The sequence below is a fragment of the Faecalimonas umbilicata genome (assembly GCF_004346095.1).
Classification (GTDB): domain Bacteria; phylum Bacillota; class Clostridia; order Lachnospirales; family Lachnospiraceae; genus Faecalimonas; species Faecalimonas umbilicata.
The window spans coordinates 45,941-66,599 of the sequence record NZ_SLZV01000015.1 but is presented as its reverse complement, the minus strand read 5'-3'; the positions used below and the strand labels follow the sequence as shown (position 1 = coordinate 66,599).

Below are 20,659 nucleotides of genomic sequence, written 5' to 3'. Positions count from 1 at the left end.
TTTCTAATTCATTTATGCTAATACGCATATCCGTAAATTCCGCGCACCGATACTTCCCCGGAATAAACCGTGCAAATCTCTCCCGCTTCATTTTCTACTAGCAGTTCTCCAGCTCCATTGATCCCCAGTGCTATGCCGTCCCAGTTTCCCTTTGGTTCCAGAACTGTCACTCTCCGTCCACAGTTTACTGACTGCTCATTGTATCTCTGCTGCACAAAACGAAGGCTCTGTTCTTTTTCAAACGCTTCATAAAGCGTCTCAAACCGCTGCATGATCTCTGCGATCAACTCGGATCTCTTTATGGAAACCTTTCCTTCTAACAGAAGGGACGTCGCCTTCTCTCTAAGCTCTTCCGGAAATTCCTTCCGATTTACATTTACTCCGACTCCGACAACCACATAGTCAATGTAATCGATCTCTGCGCTCATCTCTGTCAGAATCCCACAGATCTTCTTTCCGCCAATCACAAGATCATTTGGCCACTTAATCTTTACCTCAAGATCAGTCTTATCTCTTACTGCCTCCGCCGCGGCAATCGCCATCAAGATTGTCAGCATCGGCGCCTTGTCCGGAGCAAACTGCGGCCGCAGCAGCAAAGACATAAAAATCTCAGTTCCTTCCGGGGAATCCCAGCTTCTTCCTCTGCGTCCTTTTCCGGCACTCTGCCTGTCTGCCACAAAAAGTGTTCCATGCACAGCTCCCTGCCCGGCTGCCTGCTTTGCACGAATGTTCGTAGAGTCTGTCTCTGCATAATATTCTACACGCTTTCCAATTGTCCGTGTCTCAATCCTGCTTTCCATCTCTTCTTTAGAAAGCACATCCGGGCTCTCTTGGAGTCGATATCCTTTGTTTCTCACCGCCTCGATCTCATATCCTTCTTCCTTCAGCTGTGAGATTACTTTCCAGATGGTAGTCCGGGACACTTGGAACCGTTCACACAGCTCCTGCCCGGAGACATGCCCACTGCTTTCCCGAAGCACTTTTAATATCTCTGCCTTCATGATCATGCTCCCAGAGTGGCAGCCATCACTGCCTTGATCGTATGCATACGATTCTCTGCCTCATCGAATACTTTCGACTGTGCAGACTCAAACACCTCGTCGGTGACTTCCATCTCTTTGATCTGGAAACGTTCTCCCATTTCTTTTCCGACCTCAGTCTCCCAATCGTGAAATGCCGGCAGACAGTGAAGAAAGATTGCCTGTTCTCCCGCATTTTTCATCACATCCATCGTTACCTTGTATGGGGTCAGATCACGGATTCGTTCCTCCCACACACTGTCTGGCTCTCCCATAGATACCCATACATCTGTATAAATAATATCTGCATCCTTAGTCCCTGCGCTGACATCTTTTGTCAGTGTGATCGTTGCGCCAGATTCCTCTGCAAATCTCCGGCATTCTTCCACAAGTGCCTTGTCCGGGAAGTATTTCTCCGGTGCACATGCCACAAAGTGCATTCCCATCTTCGCGCAGGCGATCATCAGAGAATTTCCCATATTATAGCGGGCATCCCCCATATACACAAGCTTTCTTCCTGCAAGATCTCCAAAGTGCTCCCGGATGGTTAACAGATCTGCCAGCATCTGTGTCGGATGATATTCATTCGTAAGCCCGTTCCAGACTGGAACGCCTGCATACTTTGCCAGTTCCTCAACGATTTCCTGTCCATATCCGCGGTATTCAATCCCATCAAACATTCTTCCAAGCACCCGTGCAGTATCCTTGATACTCTCCTTCTTCCCAATCTGTGACGCAGCCGGTTCCAGATAGGTCGTTCCCATTCCGAGATCGTGGGCAGCCACCTCAAAAGAACAGCGGGTTCTCGTACTTGTTTTTGCAAAAATCAGCGCTACATTTTTCCCGCGCAAAGTTTCAGTCAAGATGCCCTGCTTTTTCTTTTCCTTCAGTTCTGCGGCCAGATCAAGAAAATATGTAATCTCTTCTGCGGTAAAATCTTTTAATGTTAAAAAATGACGTCCTTTTAAATTCATATTATTCTTCCTTTCCCATCGCAAGGAGCAGTTCCGTAAAATATGGAACAGACTCTTTGTTGTCTTTCTTTTCATATTTTTCTTTCACAAGATCAAATAATTCTTCCACGGTATAGATCCGGTACTTTGGGACATGCAGATATTTTGCGCTCGCCTCCAACATTGCAAGATACAACTCTGCTTCCTTTGTGCGCAGCGGAAGCTTCAGCCAGAATGCAATCTCCCTGCGGTCATGCTCTGTCAGGCCCTCAAACTTCTTTTCATAATACCACTCTTCTTTCGTTTGTTCAATATAGTAAATCGTACCCGCAAGTCCGTAGATCACTCGTTTGGCATCATAATATCCAATCTTCATATTCTGCCTGCTTCGCTTTTCCTGAAATTCAATAATACTCCCAAGCTTCACCCTTGGTGCAATCTCATAGACTGTCACATCGTCAGGCAAATATACTCTTGGCTCTCTTCCCGGACCAAAAATCCGCACTTCGATAATATTCTGATACCCGCGCTCAACAAGTGTTCCAAGCGGTACATTGTTGATCACGCCCCCGTCCATATACTTCTTCCCATGCAGTTCTTCGTTTTTAAACCCAATCAGATAAGCGCTCGCCAGAAGAAAATCCTCCAGCAGTCCTTCCGGGATATCTTCGATTCCAAGCTCCAGCTCCTTCATATCTGACACAGAAAATGTAAGCAGATAAAATGCAATTTTTGACTGTCTGATTTTCTCTTCATCCACCATTTCATGGATCAGTTCTCTCAGCGGTGTAACATCCACTCCTCCATTTTTTATCACAGTGAGCACTTCATGGATTGCTTCGTGGAGTGGAAGCTTTCTGTCAAACAATTCCTGCATGATCTGGTCATCTACATCCATGACTCTTGAAAAAGTGATCTTCTCCCAGATTTTCTCGGCTCGCTCCAGATCCCCCATGCAGACAAGTGCACCGTTTAAAGCTCCGACCGATGTGCCTGCCACTGCACTGATCTTGACACCGGCCTCCCGCATAGCCTTCCATGCTCCAATTTGATATGCTCCTCTGGCGCCTCCACCGTCAAATACAATTCCATATGTTTTCTCAAGATCTATCACCGGTTTCACACAATCCCCTCCTGTCAGGCGGAAAGCGAAGGGGCCGCCGCAAAATCCTTTGCAGCAGCCGCCTTCCTCTTATGACTTTCCTCTTTTATTTCTTTACTGTTCTTTCTCTGTCTTTGCAATCTCTGTCACAGACTTCACAAGTCCTGCGATTCCCTGAATCTCAGAAGGAATAATAATCTTCGTCGCTCTTCCATTAGATGCCTTTTCAAATGCCTCAAGACTCTTCATCGTCAGAACTGCCTCATCTGCTCCTGCTTCTTTCAAGAAACGGATACCGTCTGCATTGGCTTTCTGTACCTTCAGGATTGCCTCTGCCTCACCTTCTGCTTCACGAATCATCTTCTCTTTCTCTGCTTCCGCTCTAAGGATCGCAGCCTGCTTCTCTGCCTCTGCATCAAGGATTGCAGACTCCTTGTTACCTTCTGCCACAAGGATTGTAGACTTCTTCTCACCTTCTGCCTTCAGAATCGCTTCACGTCTCTCACGCTCTGCCTTCATCTGCTTCTCCATGGCATCACGGATCGCAGCCGGAGGAATGATATTCTTTAACTCTACACGATTGACTTTAATGCCCCAAGGGTCTGTTGCAACATCAAGGGATGCCCGCATCTTTGTATTGATTGTTTCTCTGGAGGTAAGTGTCTCGTCTAATTCCAAATCACCGATGATATTACGAAGGGTTGTCGCGGTCAGATTCTCGATCGCCATGATCGGATTGGCCACTCCATAGCAGAATAACTTTGGATCTGTAATCTGATAAAACACAACTGTGTCAATCTGCATCGTAACATTATCCTTTGTGATCACCGGCTGTGGCGCAAAATCTACTACCTGCTCTTTTAAGTCCACTTTTCTTGCTACCTTCTCGATGATCGGCACTTTGACATGGAATCCTACTCCCCATGTTGTCTTATAAGCGCCCAGTCTTTCGATTACCATCGCTTGTGCCTGCGGCACAATCTTAATACATGAAATCAGAAGCCCTACAATAATGATAAGAAAAACAATTCCGAGCACCATTGTCATGATACTTCCTGTTGCGTAATACATAGAAAGTCCCCCTTTCAACGATCCGTCTCTCTTTTAGACAGAATCTATTGTGTTATTTATTTTCCTTATCTTACTATAATTTTCTTCCAAATACAATAGTCAGATACAAAAAAGATACCGTCTGAATTTCGGTATCTTTTTTGTAAGAAGTGCAGAATTTTCTGCCACTCTTATTTCCTCTCTTCCTTTTAATAACGTACTTGCTTTTCCGTAAAAACCGGTACTCCTCTATCTCCCTCTTCTTGATTTTTCTTCTGCAAGGATCGCTGCGCCCAGCGCCCCCGCATACCTTCCATCTGCAGTCGACTCCACGTTCTTTCCAATCTGCTCAGAAAGGCGTCTTGTAAAATATGCGCTGTGACTCAGCCCTCCTGTCAGGATGACACGATCTGTCATTGCCTTTCGCATAGCAAGCTGCGCTACCTTCGTCACAACAGAGTCCACAACACCTGCTGCGATATCCTCCCTGCTTCTGCCTTCTCCAATATAATTGATAACTTCTGATTCCGCGAAAACAGTACAGAGAGAACTGATCGGGAGCACGGTTCCCTTTTCTGCCAGATCAAAAAGTTCCTGCAGTGTCACACCAAGCCTGTTTGCCATGATTTCCAAAAACTTTCCGGTTCCTGCTGAGCACTTATCATTCATCAGAAAATCCTGTACCATTCCGTTCTCGATCAGTATGACTTTCGTGTCCTGACCTCCGACATCAATGACCGTACAGTCTCCTCCCGCCAATTCTCTTCCGCCCCTTGCATGGCAGGTGATCTCCGTGATCACATAGTCGGCAAAATCTACTGCAATCCGGCCATACCCGGTCGCAACGACTTTCGTCTCATCTCCCAGGACATCCACATCATTTTCCTTTAATTTCTCTTTGATCGTCTGCGTTGTTTCCTTGCTGCTCCACCCCGTAGGAAGCACAAACTGCATATCGGATGTCCCTCTTACTACTACCTTCGATGCGGTGGAGCCAATATCAATCCCTACATAATTCACGTTTCTTACCTCTTCTGACATGTTACAGCATCTCCAGGAATGCTGTGATTCTTGTATTGAGCTGACCGATGTCTGCCTGAGAATAGTCTGTCTCTACATTAATATAAGGAATTCCCTTCTTCTCATTGACAAAACGGCGGATTCCCAGTGTCTCCACATTATATGTATGACATGCCTGAAGTGTCATCTCTACAACTCCGTCTACTTTGTACTCATCGATCAGACGATCTAACAATTCCAGTCTGTTTGGGTTCGGTGTCATTACAGAACATCCGATATCAATGTATCTTCTTGCAAGTGCATCGTATACATCCGGATTCTCCTCATCCACCAGCTTATCGATAGATTTTGCACCACTGCAGTTCTCGTAAGTCACAACGACACCGCCATTCTCTTCGATTGCTTTGATCACCTTCTCGCTTGCTCCCCCTACCGGACATCCAGTCAAAAGAATTCTAGGTCTCTTGTTTAACATCTTTCCTTCTGCATATTCTCTCTCGATTTTTTCAACAATTCCGTCCACCTCTGCCGGGATCGCTGTTCTGTCGAATTTGAAGCCACTTCCATAGAGTACCTTAAACTGATCCATACCTGTAATCGGCGCCGGATCATGTTTCATCACTTCATAAAATCTCTTTAAAGACTTGCGGACCTTGTTTTCTTCATGAATTGCCTTGCGGATATCGTCCTCCGTGATCGTCACTTCAAATTTCTTCTCTAAATATTCTTTGAAACGGATGATCTCGCTCTTCCACAATTTCAGCGCTTCCTCACTCTGTGTGTTCGGCAGTTCCATCAGAAATACATCTTTAAACTCTGACATATATTCATACATCTTCTTTTTTCCATCACAAGTCGTCTCTCCGACAACTACATCTGAAAAATAGAAAAACGGACATTTATCTGCTTTCGCAAATCCATAGCTGGATTTGATCAGCGGACATAAGTTTTTCGGAAGATCTTTCTCTGCCTCTGTAATCGTCTCATCTGACGTGGAACATAATCCAACTGTCGCTGCTCCCATAGCCGTTGCGATTTCCTTTGGAAAATATGTACAATATGCGCCGACTACCGGGATTCCCTTATCTTTTAACTGCTTCATAGCAAGAAATGAGTTTTTGCGCTGCTCGGCAAACTCTTCAAATACTTCTGGTAATTCTTTAATCACTTCCATGTTAGTTTTCCTCCATATTTCGACCTTTACTTATGATGATATAGTCGTTTTAAAACGAAGTCAAATTGCTATTTTTTATAATATTATAGATGTTTCCTATAAGATTATCTGCGAAATCTATGACTTATAAAAAATGTCTGGAATGCTGCGTTTTCGATGTTTTCACATCCCCTGCAGAACTCCAGACATTTTTTTACTCCCTATTTTCTTTTTTAGTGGAACCAGTGATTTCCGATCAACTGTCCGTAATCGCCATTTCCAAAATAAAGCGCCTCCCCGATCGGATTAGCTCCTGCGAGGGCATCTGCCGCCGCCTGATAGCAACTTGCCGTTGTCCGCCCATCGGCAAGTACCGCATCCAGCTTCCCGGTAATTGCCGGACCAAACTGTCCGCTCTGATAAATGACCTCTGTAATTGAGTTCGGGAAAATGCCGCTTCTTACACGGTTCATAACAACAGCCCCTACTGCAACCTGACCTTCATACGGCTCTCCCCCGGCCTCACAGAAGATCAACGCTGCCAGCAATGCCTGCTCCCCGCTGGTGGCCGCTGTCACCGCTTGCTGGGAAGCCTGTGCTTCTTGTGCCTGCTGCTGCGCCTGCGCTGCTGCCGCCTCTTCCTCTGCTTTCTTTTTTGCTTCCTCTGCTTTTCTTGCCTCTTCCGCCGCCTGCGCTGCCGCTCTTTGTTCTTCTTCAATCTGCGCTAACGTTTTCGCTGGTTCAGACTCCCTTGTCCGTACAATTGCTCCATTGTCTTCCATCGGCTTTTCTACAACCGGACACACCTGATCTGCCCTTCTGACTGCATCCGTTCCAAATGCAAGGGAATCGCTCTTCACATATCCGTTCACCTCATCTGCGGAAACTCTTGTCCATGCAACCCCTTTTTCTTCCACATCTACAATTGTGTTGTGGTATAGTTTTCCAACAACTTCGCTTCCTTCTTCTCCCGCAAGCAGTACATCAGTCTCCCCATCCACGTTGGATACTGCCTTTTGATGCCATTCCTGCGTGGATACTGCAACTGCTGCGACCTCCGGTATCTGCTCCAGCGCTGATGCCAATGCCGATGAAATTGTTTGTGTTTTCTCTATACTGTCAGTCTGCCGAGTTTCAGTTGATGCCACAGATATACTTCCGTCCATTCCTGCAGCTGTGAGCACACAAACCGCAGACAAAACTACTGCCAGCATCCTCTTATTCTCTTTTCTCATACTTTTCCTCCTGATTTTGCAATAAAACGAATTAAAAGTTAATTATATTATACTCTTTTAATTCATTTTTATTACATTTGTTACAAACTTGTTACATTTTGTTTGTAGGAACATCCTAACAGCTTTTCTTTCATTTGTCAACTTTTCCGCTCTGGAAATTTTCTCCTTCCAAAGGTCACCTTCTTTTTTCTCCGTCTCCCGCACGATATCAAATGATTTTTCTGGACAAAAAAAGCAGCTGATCTTTTGGTGCTTCCCCAAAATCAACTGCTATCCTTTTTACTTTTTAATGATACTCTTTGTCCATCTTTATTTCTTTGTTTACCCCTGATTTCTTCTCTGTCTCGCAGTCTCGAACATCAGCACAGATGTGGCAATCGCTGCATTTAATGATTCTACCTGCCCCTGCATAGGAATGCGGATCCATGTGTCTGCCAAATCTGCGATTTCCTTTCGAAGTCCGTTTCCCTCATTTCCAATCAAAAATGCCGTCTTTTTCGTATAGTCTTCCTTGTCGTAACTATTTTTCCCATCAAGATGTGCGGCATATGTAAAAATACCGTGCGCCTTTACTTTTGCGATCGCTTCTTTTAAATCTTCCACATAGACAAACGGAACACGGTAAATAGAACCCATCGTTGAGCGGATAACTTTCGGATTATAAATATCCACACTCTCCTTGCTGATGATGATTCCTGTCACCCCCGCTCCCTCTGCTGTTCGCAGAATCGTTCCAAGATTCCCTGGATCCTGAAGGTTGTCCAAAACAAGAAGATGTGCATCTTCTGCCTCTAAAATATCCTCCAGACAGTAAGCGGACTGGCGTACGACACAGAGGATTCCCTGTGGTGTCTTTGTATCAGAAACATATTGAAAAACATGATCTGACAGATATTCTAACTTCCTTCTGTCTTTCAGCCTGTTGATTTCTTCTTTCTGTTTGTCTGCAAATGTCTCGGATACATAGACTTTCACAAGCTGCTCCTGTGGAATCTCCTGGTACATCTTAACTCCTTCCACAAGAAAGACTCCCTGCTCGTTCCGCACTTTGCTTTTTTTCTGAAGCTGCACCAGTTCCTTCACTCTCGCATTTGACGTGCTTGTAATCATACTTATTCCCCTTTGTATTTATTCAACATTTCATTACTTCCGATGAAAATCATAATAGTTCCTTCTTCCAGCGGCATCTCCGGCCTTACATTGACATCAACTTTCTCATCCTTTTTAATACCGACTACATTAAATCCATAGCGCTCACGGATGCGAAGCTCACGCAAAGTCTTCCCGATCCATTTTTCCGGAACCCTTGTCTCTACGATACTATAATCCGGTGATAGCTCGATCCAATCTGCAAAATTTGTGGAGACAAGATTTTTGGCAACTCTTCTTCCCATCTCCATCTCTGGAAATACAATCGCATCTGCACCGACCCTTTTTAAGATGGATGCATGAAGCTCGTCCTGCGCCTTTGCAAGCACATACGGAATCCCTGCCTCTTTTGACAAAATCGTAGCCATAATACTAGATTCCATGTTATCGGCAATCGCCACGACTGCACCATCCAGATTGCGAAGTCCCAGAGACTGGATCACTCCCGTGTCATGCAGATCCGCGCGCATTGCGTAAGATACCTGATCTGCGATCTCTTGTACTTTTTCTTCCGCAATATCTACTGCGATCACTTCGCATCCGAGTTTCTCCAATGTCACTGCCACACTGGAACCAAATTTTCCAAGTCCAAATACTGCATATTGCTTTTTCATATTTTCTTATCCCCCTATCCGATCATCAGACGTTTCGCCGGCAGCTGTCTCACCTGGCTCATCGGATTTCTCTTCAATCCGAATGCCAGCGCCATTGTAACCGGTCCGATCCGCCCTGCATACATTAAGATCATAATCACAAATTTACTTGCGGTGTGAAGCGCCGGAGTCAGCCCCGTGGAAAGACCTACTGTTCCAATTGCCGAGGTCGTCTCAAACAAAATATCAAGAAATCCCGCAGATTCTATCACTGAAACGGCTATAGTCCCTATCATCAAGATTGTAAAAGACATCAGCATAACCGAAATCCCCGTCCGAATATTTTCTTCCGGAATTCTTCTTCCAAAGCACTCCGTGTCCTTATTTCCTTTTACGACAGTAACCGCTGTAAGGAATAACATTGCAATCGTTGTCGTCTTCACCCCTCCGGCGGTACCGGCCGGGGAGCCTCCGATAAACATCAGAAGGCAGGAAATGAACACCGATTCTTCTCTTAGATCTCCCTGCGGCACGGTAAAGAATCCGGCCGTCCTCGTTGTCACTGACTGAAATGCCGCTCCCATCACCTTGTCTCCAAAAGAAAATTCTCCAAGCGTATCCGGGTTAGAAAATTCTAGAAACAGAAAGCTGACTGTACCTGTCACAATCAGAATTGCCGTCATCGTCAGTGCAACCTTGGAGTTCAAGGTTAAAATCCTAAACATTCCACGTCTTCTCTCACCCTTTTTGCGAAAGTTTCTAATATTATCAGTGATGTCAAACCACACGGTATAACCGATACCTCCTGCAACGATCAATATCATCGTTGTCAGATTGATCAGCGGATTTCTTGCATATGCCGCAAAACTATCTGCCCCTAATATATCAATTCCCGCATTGCAAAATGCTGAGATAGAGTGAAACACACTATACCAGATTCCTTTCAAAAATCCATACTCCGGAATAAACTGAAATGCAAAAAAGATTGCTCCAATTCCTTCTACGACGAAGGTTCCCTTCAGAATCCGCAAGATCCATTTCACCATACCTGATAAAGACTCCATGTTATACGTTTCCTGAATCATCACTCGCTCTTTTACCGTGATCTTCCTTCCGATCACAACAAGAAAAAATGTCGATACTGCGACTACACCAAGTCCTCCAATCTGTATCAGAACAAGCAATACTACCTTGCCAAGAAGCGTAAACTGCGCCGCCGGAACAACTGTCATAAGCCCGGTCACACAAACTGCCGATGTCGATGTAAAAAGTGCGTCTGTAAATGCAATCGGCTCCTGATTGCAGATCGGAAGCCATAGAAGTATTCCGCCGATCACGATCACGAGCAAGAAGCCTGCTGCAAGCATCTGCATCGTGCTTAATCTTACACTTTTTTCTTTCCACTTAAACATTTTCTTTCACTTTTCTCCCTTTATGCTTTTTGAATCAATTATACTACACTTCCCGAAAAGATAACAGTCCTAAAAAAAGAATCCCTGTACCAACGGCACAGGAACCCCTCACGCTGCCGACAGCCCTTATTTCCGGACTGCGGCCCTTCTTTTCTTCTCTTATACTTTAAATCGGTACCCCACACCCCAGATTGTCTCAATATACTGCGGTTTGGAAGTATCGTACTCAATCTTCTCCCGAATCTTCTTAATATGAACTGTCACAGTCGCAATATCCCCGATCGATTCCATATCCCAAATCTCACTGAATAATTCATCCTTTGTATATACGTGATTCGGATGCCCTGCAAGAAACGTCAGAAGATCAAATTCCTTCGTCGTAAATGCCTTCTCTTCTCCATTGACCCACACTCTTCTCGCTGTCGTATCAATCTTTAAGCCACGGATCTCAATAATATCATTTGTCTGTACATTGCTTCCGATCAAACGCTCATATCTTGCAAGATGCGCTTTGACTCTCGCCACAAGTTCGCTCGGACTAAACGGCTTTGTCATATAATCATCTGCGCCAAGCCCAAGTCCTCGGATCTTATCGATATCATCCTTTTTGGCAGAGACCATAATGATCGGTGTATTTTTCTTCTGACGTACTTCTCTGCAGATTTCAAATCCATCCACTCCCGGAAGCATCAGGTCAAGGATCACCAGATCAAACTGGTCCGTCAACGCCTTCTCAAGCCCCGTCTCCCCATCATTTGCAACTTCTACCTCGAACCCGCTCAGTTCTAGATAATCTCTCTCCAGATCTGCAATCGTTTCTTCATCTTCTACGATTAATATTCTACTCATTTACCGGTACCTCCTGATATTTTCTGATTACAAAATACATGACCGTCCCTGTCCCTTCTCTGCTTGTCGCCCAAATCTTGCCGCCATGCTCCTCGATGATCTTCTTCACAATCGAAAGTCCAATACCGCTTCCGCCCTTAGAAGAATTTCTCGATGCATCTGTCCGGTAAAAACGATCAAAAATATTCGGCAGATCTTTGGCGGCAATTCCTTTCCCATTGTCCTCCAATTCCACCTGAATAAAATCACCGACGTCCTTCACCCGCAAGTTAATCCGCGCCCGCTTCTTATCCATATATTTCAAAGAATTCGTCACAATATTGTTGATGACTCGCTTTAACTGCTCGGCATCGCCGATGATGCGGATATCTTCCTCTACATAATTGAAATATCCAAACTCGACATCTCTCTGCTCCAGTTCCAACTTCAGATCTTCTGCACAGTCATCAAAATATTCATTGACTGACAGTGTTGTAAAGTTGTATGGAATTCGATTCGTATCAATCTTAGAGTAAAGTGTCAGTTCATTGATCAGAAGATCCATCTCATTTGCCTTATTATAAATCGTCCGGATATACTTCTCCATCTTCTCAGGTGTATCTGCAACACCATCCATAATTCCTTCTACATATCCCTTGATCGCTGTGATTGGTGTCTTCAAGTCGTGGGAAATATTACTGATCAGCTCCTTGCTCTCCTTATCATAGGCAAGCTTCTCCTCCGCATTGTCTTTCAGCCGCTTCCGCATCTCCTCAAAATCCTGACAAAGCTGTCCGAGTTCATCATCGGTATCCGGAATCAGTCGGAAATCTAAATTCCCTTCTTTAATATTCTTCGTTGCTTTCTGCATCTTCACAAGCGGAATCTTGATTCCTCTGTAAATCCAGACAACAAGCAGCGCTCCGGTAATGACAAGGATCACAATGACCGCCACAAGAATGTCTTTTAAGAATTGTGATACTTCCGGCAGCATGCTCGTCACATCTGTTACAATAAATGCACTGCACTTGTTCTTGTCATCACTGACAAAATCCACCTGCTTTACAAGTACCTGTGCTTCTCCGCCAATATATACACCATTCTCGGAATCTGCATTGTATTCTTCATAAGCCGGTAAATCCGGGATCACCGCCTCCGTCTTCTGCGGATCTTCTCCCATATATACGATAATATCATCCTTTCTCACAAGAAGATAGGATCCTTTCTGACGAAGCCTCTGGTTAAACTGCTCCAGATAAGAAGCATCTTCCAGCTTCTCCGGATCCTTATCCGCTGCCCTCTCCAGCTCATGATATGCCTCTTTCGTAATCCGGCTCGGCACCTGCACACTATTTAACAGTGCTTCATAGGTGGTTCCTGTAATTCCATATGTCTTCTCAATCGAACGAATCTGAAGTTGTGCGAATCCACAAAATACGGCACTCGTCAAGAGCACCGGCAAAATAATGATCGTCATAAAAGCAATGACCAGTCGTGTTTTTAATTTCATCGTGTCCAACCTCTTGTTCTATATACTTTCTATGCTTGTCTCAATCTGACTTCATTATTATATCATGCCACCTTGTTAAATACACCAAAACACCTATAAACATTTATAAAATTTTTGTAAACCCTGGCATAACAACGGCAAGCGCATCGCCGTTTTTAATCCCGGTATTTCAACGACACTTATCCGTCATTTTCCCAATATATTCCTGCTCCAGTTCTTCTGCCAGATACGCATCGCTCATGCAGTGCATATCAGATACACCGTCACGGATCAACTGGTAGGTCTCAGAATAATAAAAGGATTTCAACGCTGCATCGAGTGAAAGTCCCTGCTTTTTTGCAAAACATTCGATGACACGGCTATATTTTTTCTGAAGTAAAATCGGATTCGCTGTCATAGTCTTTCACTCCCTTCAAAATGTAATAGAGACAGTGATTTCTCTGTACGGAAACAAATTTGCAGATTTGGCTTTTCATAACGCAGGCGGTTGATAGCTTCCGTCTTATCAATCAGTCCGTCAAAAAATAGTTCCACTGTATTGAATACCTTATCATTGGCAACCCCTCCCACAACAAGGTCGTAATCTGTCGAATCTTTTCCTGCACGGCAATTCAGAATGAAATCCAGCCATTCCTCAGAATAAGAATCAAATTTCAGTGTTTTCAATTCGATTTCCCGGTTTTCATCATATTCATACCGAGAGATAATGCCATCTTTTCCACGACGTTTGAACTTACCACACCACTTCACAGCTTGCTCATGCAGCGGTGTGACATAAAAGCCACGCCCAAAGTCTACATTAGAACGGGAATGAACCAAATCCGGCTGTACAATCTCCAAAAAAGAACCGTGATAGAGAATCATACTTCCACCTTCCTTTCTTTCATCACATCAAGGAGGTCGTCTACAATATATTCCCGACTCTGGGTATGCAGCGTTTCATATTCCGGCACAATATAACCATTCAGAATATCACTTTTCTCCGTAAATGCCTGATAGACACGTTCCGCATCCACACCCAACTTTGCCGCAACATTTTCAATACAAAACACAGCAAACTCCAGTTCACTGAAATTTTTTATTTCTTCATTCGTCATCATAAACACTCTCTCCTTTATGACCATTTTAAAAAATCACTTTTTTCTGTTCTTTAAAGTGAAAAATCACCGACCACTTCATAGAATTCTCTTTGCTCTTCTGGTTCCGCCTCTAGTCTTTTTTCTAATGACCGCAACTTTATTATTTTTATTATACTAACATCTTATTCATCCGACAACTTTTGTTTTCTGATTCACGAAATTCAACTCTGTTATTTCGGTTCTAAACTTTACTTAAACGCAAAACTGCTCCACAGATTTTCTCTTATCTGTGGAGCAGCTATCCTTCTCATCTGATGATCGAAGTCTCTTATAAATATTTCTTTAATGCTTCTGCTTTATCCAGTTTTTCCCATGGAAGATCTAAGTCGTTACGTCCAAAGTGTCCATAAGCTGCTGTCTGCTTGTAGATCGGACGGCGAAGATCTAACATTTTGATGATTCCTGCCGGTCTTAAATCAAAGTTCTCACGGATGATCTCTACTAACTTCTCGTTAGAAAGTTTTCCGGTTCCGAATGTATCTACCATGATCGATGTCGGATGAGCCACCCCGATTGCATAAGAAAGCTGGATCTCACATTTCTTTGCGATTCCTGCTGCAACGATGTTCTTTGCAACATAACGTGCTGCATATGCTGCAGACCGGTCTACCTTTGTACAGTCTTTTCCGGAAAATGCTCCACCGCCGTGACGTGCCATTCCGCCGTAAGTATCTACGATGATCTTACGTCCTGTCACACCACTGTCTCCGTGTGGTCCACCGATTACGAATCTTCCTGTCGGGTTGATGAAGAATTTTGTCTGCGCATCTACCATCTCCTGCGGAAGTACCGGATCAAATACATATTTCTTAATATCTTCATGAATCTGTTCCTGAGTTACATCCGGATCATGCTGTGTAGATAATACAACCGCATCAAGACGCACCGGAATTCCCTCTTCGTTGTACTCTACTGTCACCTGGCTCTTACCATCTGGTCTGAGGTAAGAAAGTGTTCCATCTTTGCGGACTTTTGTCAGCTGCAATGTCAGCTTGTGTGCCAGCGCGATTGGATATGGCATCAATTCTTCTGTCTCATCCGAAGCATATCCGAACATCATTCCCTGATCTCCTGCTCCAATTGCATCGATCTCCTCGTCTGACATTTTGTTTTCTTTTGCTTCTAAGGCTTTATCTACACCCATTGCAATGTCAGAAGACTGCTCATCGATTGCTGTGATCACACCACAAGTATGTGCATCGAATCCGTATTTTCCTCTGTTGTATCCAATCTGATCCACAGTATCTCTTACAATTTTCTGAATATCTACATATGCATTTGTTGTAATCTCACCCATAACAAGGACAAGTCCTGTTGTGATCGCTGTCTCACATGCCACACGGCTCATCGGATCCTGCTCCATCAGCGCATCTAACACAGCATCTGAAATCTGGTCACAGATCTTATCCGGATGACCTTCGGTTACTGATTCTGAAGTAAATAATAATTTTTCCATTCGTACGTTCCTTTCTTTTTTCTCTTTCTCTTTCGCCGGACTGTTCTTTCTTTCTCTGATAAAAAGTCATTTATCAAAACTCTCTGAGATAAAAACAGCAGCCCGACAACATTCGGACTGCTTTATACTCATAAATCAATCCTCTTATTGTTCGATTACTCGCTCAGGCTGGCACCTTCCGTTCACGGGGTTGCCGCAGCTTCACAGATCCTTTGTATCTCCACTGCTCTGAATAAGAGAAAGTTTCTATTATTCTGTTCTTGTTCCGTTAGAAATCATAACACTGATTGACAGGACCGTCAAGAGTCTTTTTGAGAAAACTTTTCTAGTTACTCTGTGCCTCTTTCATTGCCTGCTCTCCGTTTGTCTGGGCATCTTTGAGCGCTTCGTCAATTCCTTTTTCTCCGCTGAATACAAGATCAAGCTGTTTTCCAAGTTCATCTAACGCATTCTTGCCGCCGATATTTCTTGTTCCCTGGAAACCTTTGTCAAAGCATTCCAACGAAAGTTGTTTGATCGGTTTTTCCTCGAGTACTTTTGCGAACACCGGATCCTCCTGTGCAGATACACGCACTGGAATATATCCTGTCTCTGCCGCAAAATATGCTGTATTTTCTGTATTTGTCAGGAATTTAATATACTCCCATGCAGCTTGTTTCTGCATGTCTGTTGCAGAATCAAATACTGCCACATTTGTTCCGTAATACAGCTGATCATCTGTCTTATGTCCTGGAAGCGCTGCGGCATTGATAGTAATACCTTCCATCGTTCCTTCTTCTATGTATGGCAGTGCGGATGTAGAAGCTACGCACATCGCAGCACGTCCATCCTGCACCGGAACATTTGCATTTTCATCATCTCCGGCAAATCTTGCTGTCTTTGCCTGGAACATACCATTTAAAAATTCGATTGCCTCCTTTGTCTCCGGTGTGTCAAAATACAATTCATTTGTTTCTTCATTCATCGTACTTCCACCTGCCTGCTTCAGCCACGGTGCAATATCTGTGGAAAGGTTATTTGCAAATACACATCCATACACTTCCGGTTCGCCGTCCTTGTCCTCGTCTACCGTCAGTTTCTCAGCTGCCGCTGTCCACTCGTCCCATGTCTTTGGAACTTCTACACCAGCTTCTTCGAACATAGTTTCATTGTAATATAAAACCATCTGACTTTTGTTAAACGGGATTGCATACTGTTTTCCATCCCAGATTCCATCTGCAAGGAACATCTCCGGAATATCTGCAAGGTCTTCCTCAGTAAATCCTGTCTGTTCATCTTCCATATATGGTGTCAGATCTGCCACAAGCCCTTTGGAAACATACCAGGATAATCTGTTGGAATAAATCTGTGTCATTGTTGGGAGCTGATCTGCCTTTGCAGAGGCCATCAATTTGTCAAACAGATCCATGTATCCTCCCTGATTCACTAATTTTACGGATACATTTTCATTCTGCTCCATAAAATCATCTGTAATTTTCTGGATTGCCTCCTCATTAGATCCTGACATCGCATGCCAGAATGTAATCTCTGTTTTTTCCGTCACTTTTGTGTCTGTTTTTTTCTCTGTTGACGACTCTGTTTTCGTCTCTTCTTTCTTCTCCGTTTCTTTTTTCTCCCCTCCACATGCGGTCAGCATAGATGCTGCCATCGTCGTGCAAAGAAGTGCCGCCAATACTTTTTTCTTCATCTTTCTTTTCCTCTCTCTTTTCGTTTTATCCTTTCAGTCCTGATTTGCTTACCCCTTTCACAATATATTTTTGTGTAAATAAATATAAAATGATCACCGGCGCAATCACCAGGATCGAAAAGGCCATTAAAATATGATATCTTGTTCCCGCCTCGGTTGAAAATGCTGCCATTCCTACCGGAAGTGTCCGCATCTCCTCTGAATTTGTTGTGATCAGAGGCCACATGTAAGAATTCCAGCAGTTAATGAATTTTAAAATAGCAATCGATGCAAGTGTCGGTACGGAACACGGAATTAAAATAGTAAATAAAAATCGCAATTCCGAGCAACCATTAATCTTCGCCGATTTATAATAAGAAATCGGAATGCTCTCAAACTGCTGCTTCAGTAAAAATATCGAAAAAATACTTGCACACCAGGGAATGATCAGCGCCTTATAACTGTCAATCCATCCCCAGTTGCTCAGTGTAATATAATTAGGGATCATCAGAATTTCTCCCGGAACCATCATGGTCGCTACAAGAACCAAAAACAGAGCATTTTTAAACTGGAATGGAATATATGCAAATGCATAGGCCGCAAGTACTGTTGTAAATACTTCCCCCACCGTCACCATCACTGCTGTAAACACACTGTTGAAAAAATATCTGGCATACGGTACTTGCTGCAATGCCATCTTGAAATTTTCCCACTGCCAGACAGATGGGATCCATTTTGGTGGCATCGATAATACTTCCTTTGCCGACTTAAATGCTGTCAGAACCATCCAGACAAACGGAAGGCTGACCCACAAAAGTCCCGCAGCCAGAATGACATAGGACAGAACTGTCACCATCTTTTTCCCTTTTCTCATGACTTCCTCCTTTCTGACGAAAACAGAAACTGGAGCAACGTAAAAAATAAAATCACAAGAAACAGAAGAAATGCTGCCGCCGATGCGGTAGTAAACTCCCAGTGTCTGTAAAACTTATCAAAAATATAATAGACAATCGTAAGCCCGCTCTGAAGCGGCCCCGGTTTCTGCCCGTACATGATATAAACTTCATCAAAGATCTTAAAAGCTCCGATCAGTGATGTCACAGATAAGAATAAAATCGTCGGTCTTAAAATTGGAAGAATAATATAGCAGATCCTTCTAAATGACCCTGCGCCATCCATCCGTCCTGCCTTCACATATCTTTCATCTACCCCTTGAAGTGCAGCCAGCAAAATAATAATTTTATAGCCAAGCCCTTTCCACACACTTAATACAATCAAGATCGGGATAGTCATCTGCGCATCTGTAAGCCACGCTACTTTTGGCATCCCAAGCACTGAGAGAAGTGCATTGACCATTCCATAGTCTTTGTTGAGCATCCACCGCCACACAACAGCCACTGCGGTCATCGATGTGACAAATGGAAGAAAATATGCACTTCTAAAAAATTTCTGAAACCGGATATTGGAATTTAAAATCAGGGCAAATACCAATGCCGTAATGATTCCAAGCGGTACCGAGATCACCGCAAATACTGCCGTATTTTTCATAGCAAGAGCAAACTCCGGATCTTTCAATACGTAGAGAAAATTGTCGAGACCGACTGCTTCCACCGTATCTGTCAGATAATCAAATTTCGTATAAAACCCCATAAAAAAAGACTTCAGCACTGGATAAAATTGAAAGACTGCTATGACAGAAAGTGCAGGCAGCAAATACAGAAATGCCCGAAACTGTGGATTTCTGATTTTCCATTTTCTCTTCATTATCTGTCATCCTCCCATGGGAACAAATGAAGCCGCTTGACACGAAATGACACACGTTCCCCTTCTGAAAATGTCTTTTCCCATCCGACGCAGGCCGTCAGCATCTGTTCACCTGCTCGGAAATGAATGTACATATCTTTTCCAAGTGTCTGTATTCCGGTGATCACTCCCGAAATCGCTTCTTCTTCCTCTGTACTGCACAACTCTAATGCCTCCGGACGGATACCAACACAAACACTTCCTTTCAGTTCTCCTGCCTCGTGTATTGTTCCTTTTTTCACGGTCATATTCTCATCACCTAGCAGCAGACTGATTCCATCCTCTACTTTTTCTCCCGGAACAAAGTTCATTGGTGGATTTCCAAGAAATTTCGCCGCAAACACATTTTGCGGCTCCATATACATCTCTTTTGGAGAAGAATACTGACTGATCTTTCCTTTCTCCATCAAAAGAATCTTATCCGAGATACTAAGCGCCTCTTCCTGATCATGTGTCACAAAAATAGTCGTGATCCCCAGTTGTTTCTGCACACGCCGGATCTCATCTCGCAGTTCAATGCGAAGTCTTGCATCCAGATTTGACAATGGCTCATCTAAAAGTAAGATCTTTGGATTCTTTACGATGGCACGCGCAATCGCAACTCTCTGCTGCTGTCCACCCGATAATTTCCCCGGCTTTCTCTTCAAGTATTCTTCAATCTGAAGCATTTTAGCCGCTTCTTTTACTTTTTCTATCCGGTCTTTTTTCTTCCATCCTTGCATTTTCAGAGGAAATGCCATATTTTCCTGCACAGTCATATGAGGATAGAGCGCATAATCCTGAAACACCATTCCAATGTCCCGCTCTTCCGCCTCCAGTCCTCCGACATTTTCCTCATCAAAATAAATAGCTCCTTCTGTTGCCTGCTCCAGCCCGGCGATGATCGATAAAGTCGTGCTTTTCCCACATCCACTCGGTCCAAGCAGACAGACAAGATCTCCATCCTCAATTTCCAAATTCAAGTGATCTACTGCAGTCACTTCCTGATACCGTTTAGTAAGATTCTCCAGTCTAATTCTCATCTTCCAGTTCCTCCAGTGTCCTCTCTGTCAGCGGAACCATCCGAAGAATGATTCCTTCTTCTTCCAACATCTCTTTCAGCACCTGCATAAAGATTCCCATCGCTTCTTTCCGCTCTCCTTTTTTCAGATATGCTTCCAGATTCGGTTGTGAAGATAACTCTCCTCCCCAATCCGCAGAGAAAGTGTATCCGATCCCACAACTCGGACTGCCGTTGATTCCTACTACTCCAAGCACTTCCACCCGCTCTGCACAGTTTTGATACTCCTTCACTTGAAGCACAATATCCTCTAACATCTTTCTCGCCTGTCTTCTGAAAAAAGGATTATCAAACTGTTCCGAGGAATGTCCCCACCGTCTTCCACCGTACATCAAAAATTCCGGGCACGGTAATTGCATCAGCTGAATATCCTCCTCAATCACTTTTTTCAAAAATGCTTTCCTGTTTCTCTCCTCCTCCGTTTCAAACTCCACTGCATACTGAATCTTAGCACGCACATTTAGAATGCAATGGCTGACTAAAAGTAGTTTCTTCTTGTTTTTCATCCCTC

The 20,659-nt window shown here is 43.9% G+C and carries 21 protein-coding genes and 1 riboswitch; all 21 genes read right to left on the bottom strand.

Going from position 1 to position 20,659, the window contains the following annotated elements; all coding sequences use genetic code 11:
• Window positions 1-17: 17 nt before the first annotated feature.
• A complete protein-coding gene (locus EDD74_RS08280; RefSeq protein WP_116441551.1) occupies window positions 18-1,001 on the bottom strand; it encodes a biotin--[acetyl-CoA-carboxylase] ligase in 984 nt (327 codons plus the stop codon).
• Between the two features lie 2 nt (window positions 1,002-1,003).
• Window positions 1,004-1,993 (bottom strand): ornithine carbamoyltransferase, encoded by a 990-nt coding sequence (gene argF / locus EDD74_RS08275; RefSeq protein ID WP_008976891.1) that lies wholly within the window; start codon window positions 1,991-1,993, stop codon window positions 1,004-1,006.
• A 1-nt stretch (window position 1,994) separates the two neighbouring features.
• A complete protein-coding gene (locus EDD74_RS08270) occupies window positions 1,995-3,095 on the bottom strand; it encodes a patatin-like phospholipase family protein (RefSeq protein ID WP_116441552.1) in 1,101 nt (366 codons plus the stop codon).
• A 93-nt stretch (window positions 3,096-3,188) separates the two neighbouring features.
• A complete protein-coding gene (locus EDD74_RS08265) occupies window positions 3,189-4,145 on the bottom strand; it encodes an SPFH domain-containing protein (protein WP_008976893.1) in 957 nt (318 codons plus the stop codon).
• Window positions 4,146-4,373: 228 nt separating this feature from the next.
• Window positions 4,374-5,165, bottom strand: coding sequence for an acyl-CoA dehydratase activase (locus tag EDD74_RS08260; RefSeq protein WP_008976894.1), 792 nt, complete (start codon window positions 5,163-5,165; stop codon window positions 4,374-4,376).
• A 1-nt stretch (window position 5,166) separates the two neighbouring features.
• Window positions 5,167-6,318, bottom strand: a complete 1,152-nt coding sequence (locus EDD74_RS08255) for a double-cubane-cluster-containing anaerobic reductase (RefSeq protein ID WP_008976895.1) — start codon at window positions 6,316-6,318, stop codon at window positions 5,167-5,169.
• A gap of 212 nt (window positions 6,319-6,530) precedes the next feature.
• Window positions 6,531-7,532 (bottom strand): cell wall hydrolase, encoded by a 1,002-nt coding sequence (locus EDD74_RS08250; RefSeq protein ID WP_116441553.1) that lies wholly within the window; start codon window positions 7,530-7,532, stop codon window positions 6,531-6,533.
• A 321-nt stretch (window positions 7,533-7,853) separates the two neighbouring features.
• The gene (gene rlmB, locus EDD74_RS08245) at window positions 7,854-8,642 is read right to left on the bottom strand and encodes a 23S rRNA (guanosine(2251)-2'-O)-methyltransferase RlmB (protein ID WP_008976897.1); all 789 of its coding nucleotides are present in this window, start codon (window positions 8,640-8,642) and stop codon (window positions 7,854-7,856) included.
• Between the two features lie 2 nt (window positions 8,643-8,644).
• A complete protein-coding gene (locus EDD74_RS08240; protein ID WP_008976898.1) occupies window positions 8,645-9,295 on the bottom strand; it encodes a potassium channel family protein in 651 nt (216 codons plus the stop codon).
• 14 nt (window positions 9,296-9,309) lie between these two features.
• Complete coding sequence (locus tag EDD74_RS08235) at window positions 9,310-10,686, bottom strand: TrkH family potassium uptake protein (RefSeq protein WP_116441555.1); 1,377 nt, start codon at window positions 10,684-10,686, stop codon at window positions 9,310-9,312.
• 159 nt (window positions 10,687-10,845) lie between these two features.
• Complete coding sequence (locus tag EDD74_RS08230; protein WP_008976900.1) at window positions 10,846-11,535, bottom strand: response regulator transcription factor; 690 nt, start codon at window positions 11,533-11,535, stop codon at window positions 10,846-10,848.
• Window positions 11,528-13,024 (bottom strand): sensor histidine kinase, encoded by a 1,497-nt coding sequence (locus EDD74_RS08225; RefSeq protein ID WP_008976901.1) that lies wholly within the window; start codon window positions 13,022-13,024, stop codon window positions 11,528-11,530. The genes EDD74_RS08230 and EDD74_RS08225 overlap by 8 nt, the downstream gene beginning before the upstream one ends.
• A gap of 169 nt (window positions 13,025-13,193) precedes the next feature.
• The gene (locus tag EDD74_RS08220; RefSeq protein ID WP_008976902.1) at window positions 13,194-13,421 is read right to left on the bottom strand and encodes a DUF3791 domain-containing protein; all 228 of its coding nucleotides are present in this window, start codon (window positions 13,419-13,421) and stop codon (window positions 13,194-13,196) included.
• Complete coding sequence (locus tag EDD74_RS08215) at window positions 13,418-13,888, bottom strand: DUF3990 domain-containing protein (RefSeq protein WP_008976903.1); 471 nt, start codon at window positions 13,886-13,888, stop codon at window positions 13,418-13,420. Before EDD74_RS08215 ends, EDD74_RS08220 begins: the two co-directional genes overlap by 4 nt.
• Window positions 13,885-14,124 carry a DUF3791 domain-containing protein gene (locus EDD74_RS08210; protein WP_008976904.1) on the bottom strand — a complete coding sequence of 80 codons (240 nt, stop codon included), beginning with the start codon at window positions 14,122-14,124 and terminating at the stop codon, window positions 13,885-13,887. The genes EDD74_RS08215 and EDD74_RS08210 overlap by 4 nt, the downstream gene beginning before the upstream one ends.
• A gap of 307 nt (window positions 14,125-14,431) precedes the next feature.
• Entirely contained in the window at window positions 14,432-15,619 is a 1,188-nt protein-coding gene (metK, locus tag EDD74_RS08205) for a methionine adenosyltransferase (RefSeq protein WP_008976905.1), read from the bottom strand.
• Between the two features lie 141 nt (window positions 15,620-15,760).
• Window positions 15,761-15,858: riboswitch (SAM riboswitch) on the bottom strand.
• Between the two features lie 86 nt (window positions 15,859-15,944).
• Complete coding sequence (locus EDD74_RS08200) at window positions 15,945-17,306, bottom strand: ABC transporter substrate-binding protein (RefSeq protein ID WP_008976906.1); 1,362 nt, start codon at window positions 17,304-17,306, stop codon at window positions 15,945-15,947.
• Between the two features lie 25 nt (window positions 17,307-17,331).
• Window positions 17,332-18,159 carry a carbohydrate ABC transporter permease gene (locus EDD74_RS08195; RefSeq protein WP_116441556.1) on the bottom strand — a complete coding sequence of 276 codons (828 nt, stop codon included), beginning with the start codon at window positions 18,157-18,159 and terminating at the stop codon, window positions 17,332-17,334.
• Entirely contained in the window at window positions 18,156-19,049 is an 894-nt protein-coding gene (locus tag EDD74_RS08190; RefSeq protein ID WP_116441557.1) for a carbohydrate ABC transporter permease, read from the bottom strand. The genes EDD74_RS08195 and EDD74_RS08190 overlap by 4 nt, the downstream gene beginning before the upstream one ends.
• Window positions 19,049-20,110: an ABC transporter ATP-binding protein gene (locus tag EDD74_RS08185; RefSeq protein ID WP_116441558.1), complete on the bottom strand. Its 1,062-nt coding sequence runs from the start codon at window positions 20,108-20,110 to the stop codon at window positions 19,049-19,051. The genes EDD74_RS08190 and EDD74_RS08185 overlap by 1 nt, the downstream gene beginning before the upstream one ends.
• A complete protein-coding gene (locus EDD74_RS08180) occupies window positions 20,100-20,654 on the bottom strand; it encodes a CD3072 family TudS-related putative desulfidase (RefSeq protein ID WP_008976910.1) in 555 nt (184 codons plus the stop codon). The genes EDD74_RS08185 and EDD74_RS08180 overlap by 11 nt, the downstream gene beginning before the upstream one ends.
• Window positions 20,655-20,659 lie beyond the last annotated feature (5 nt).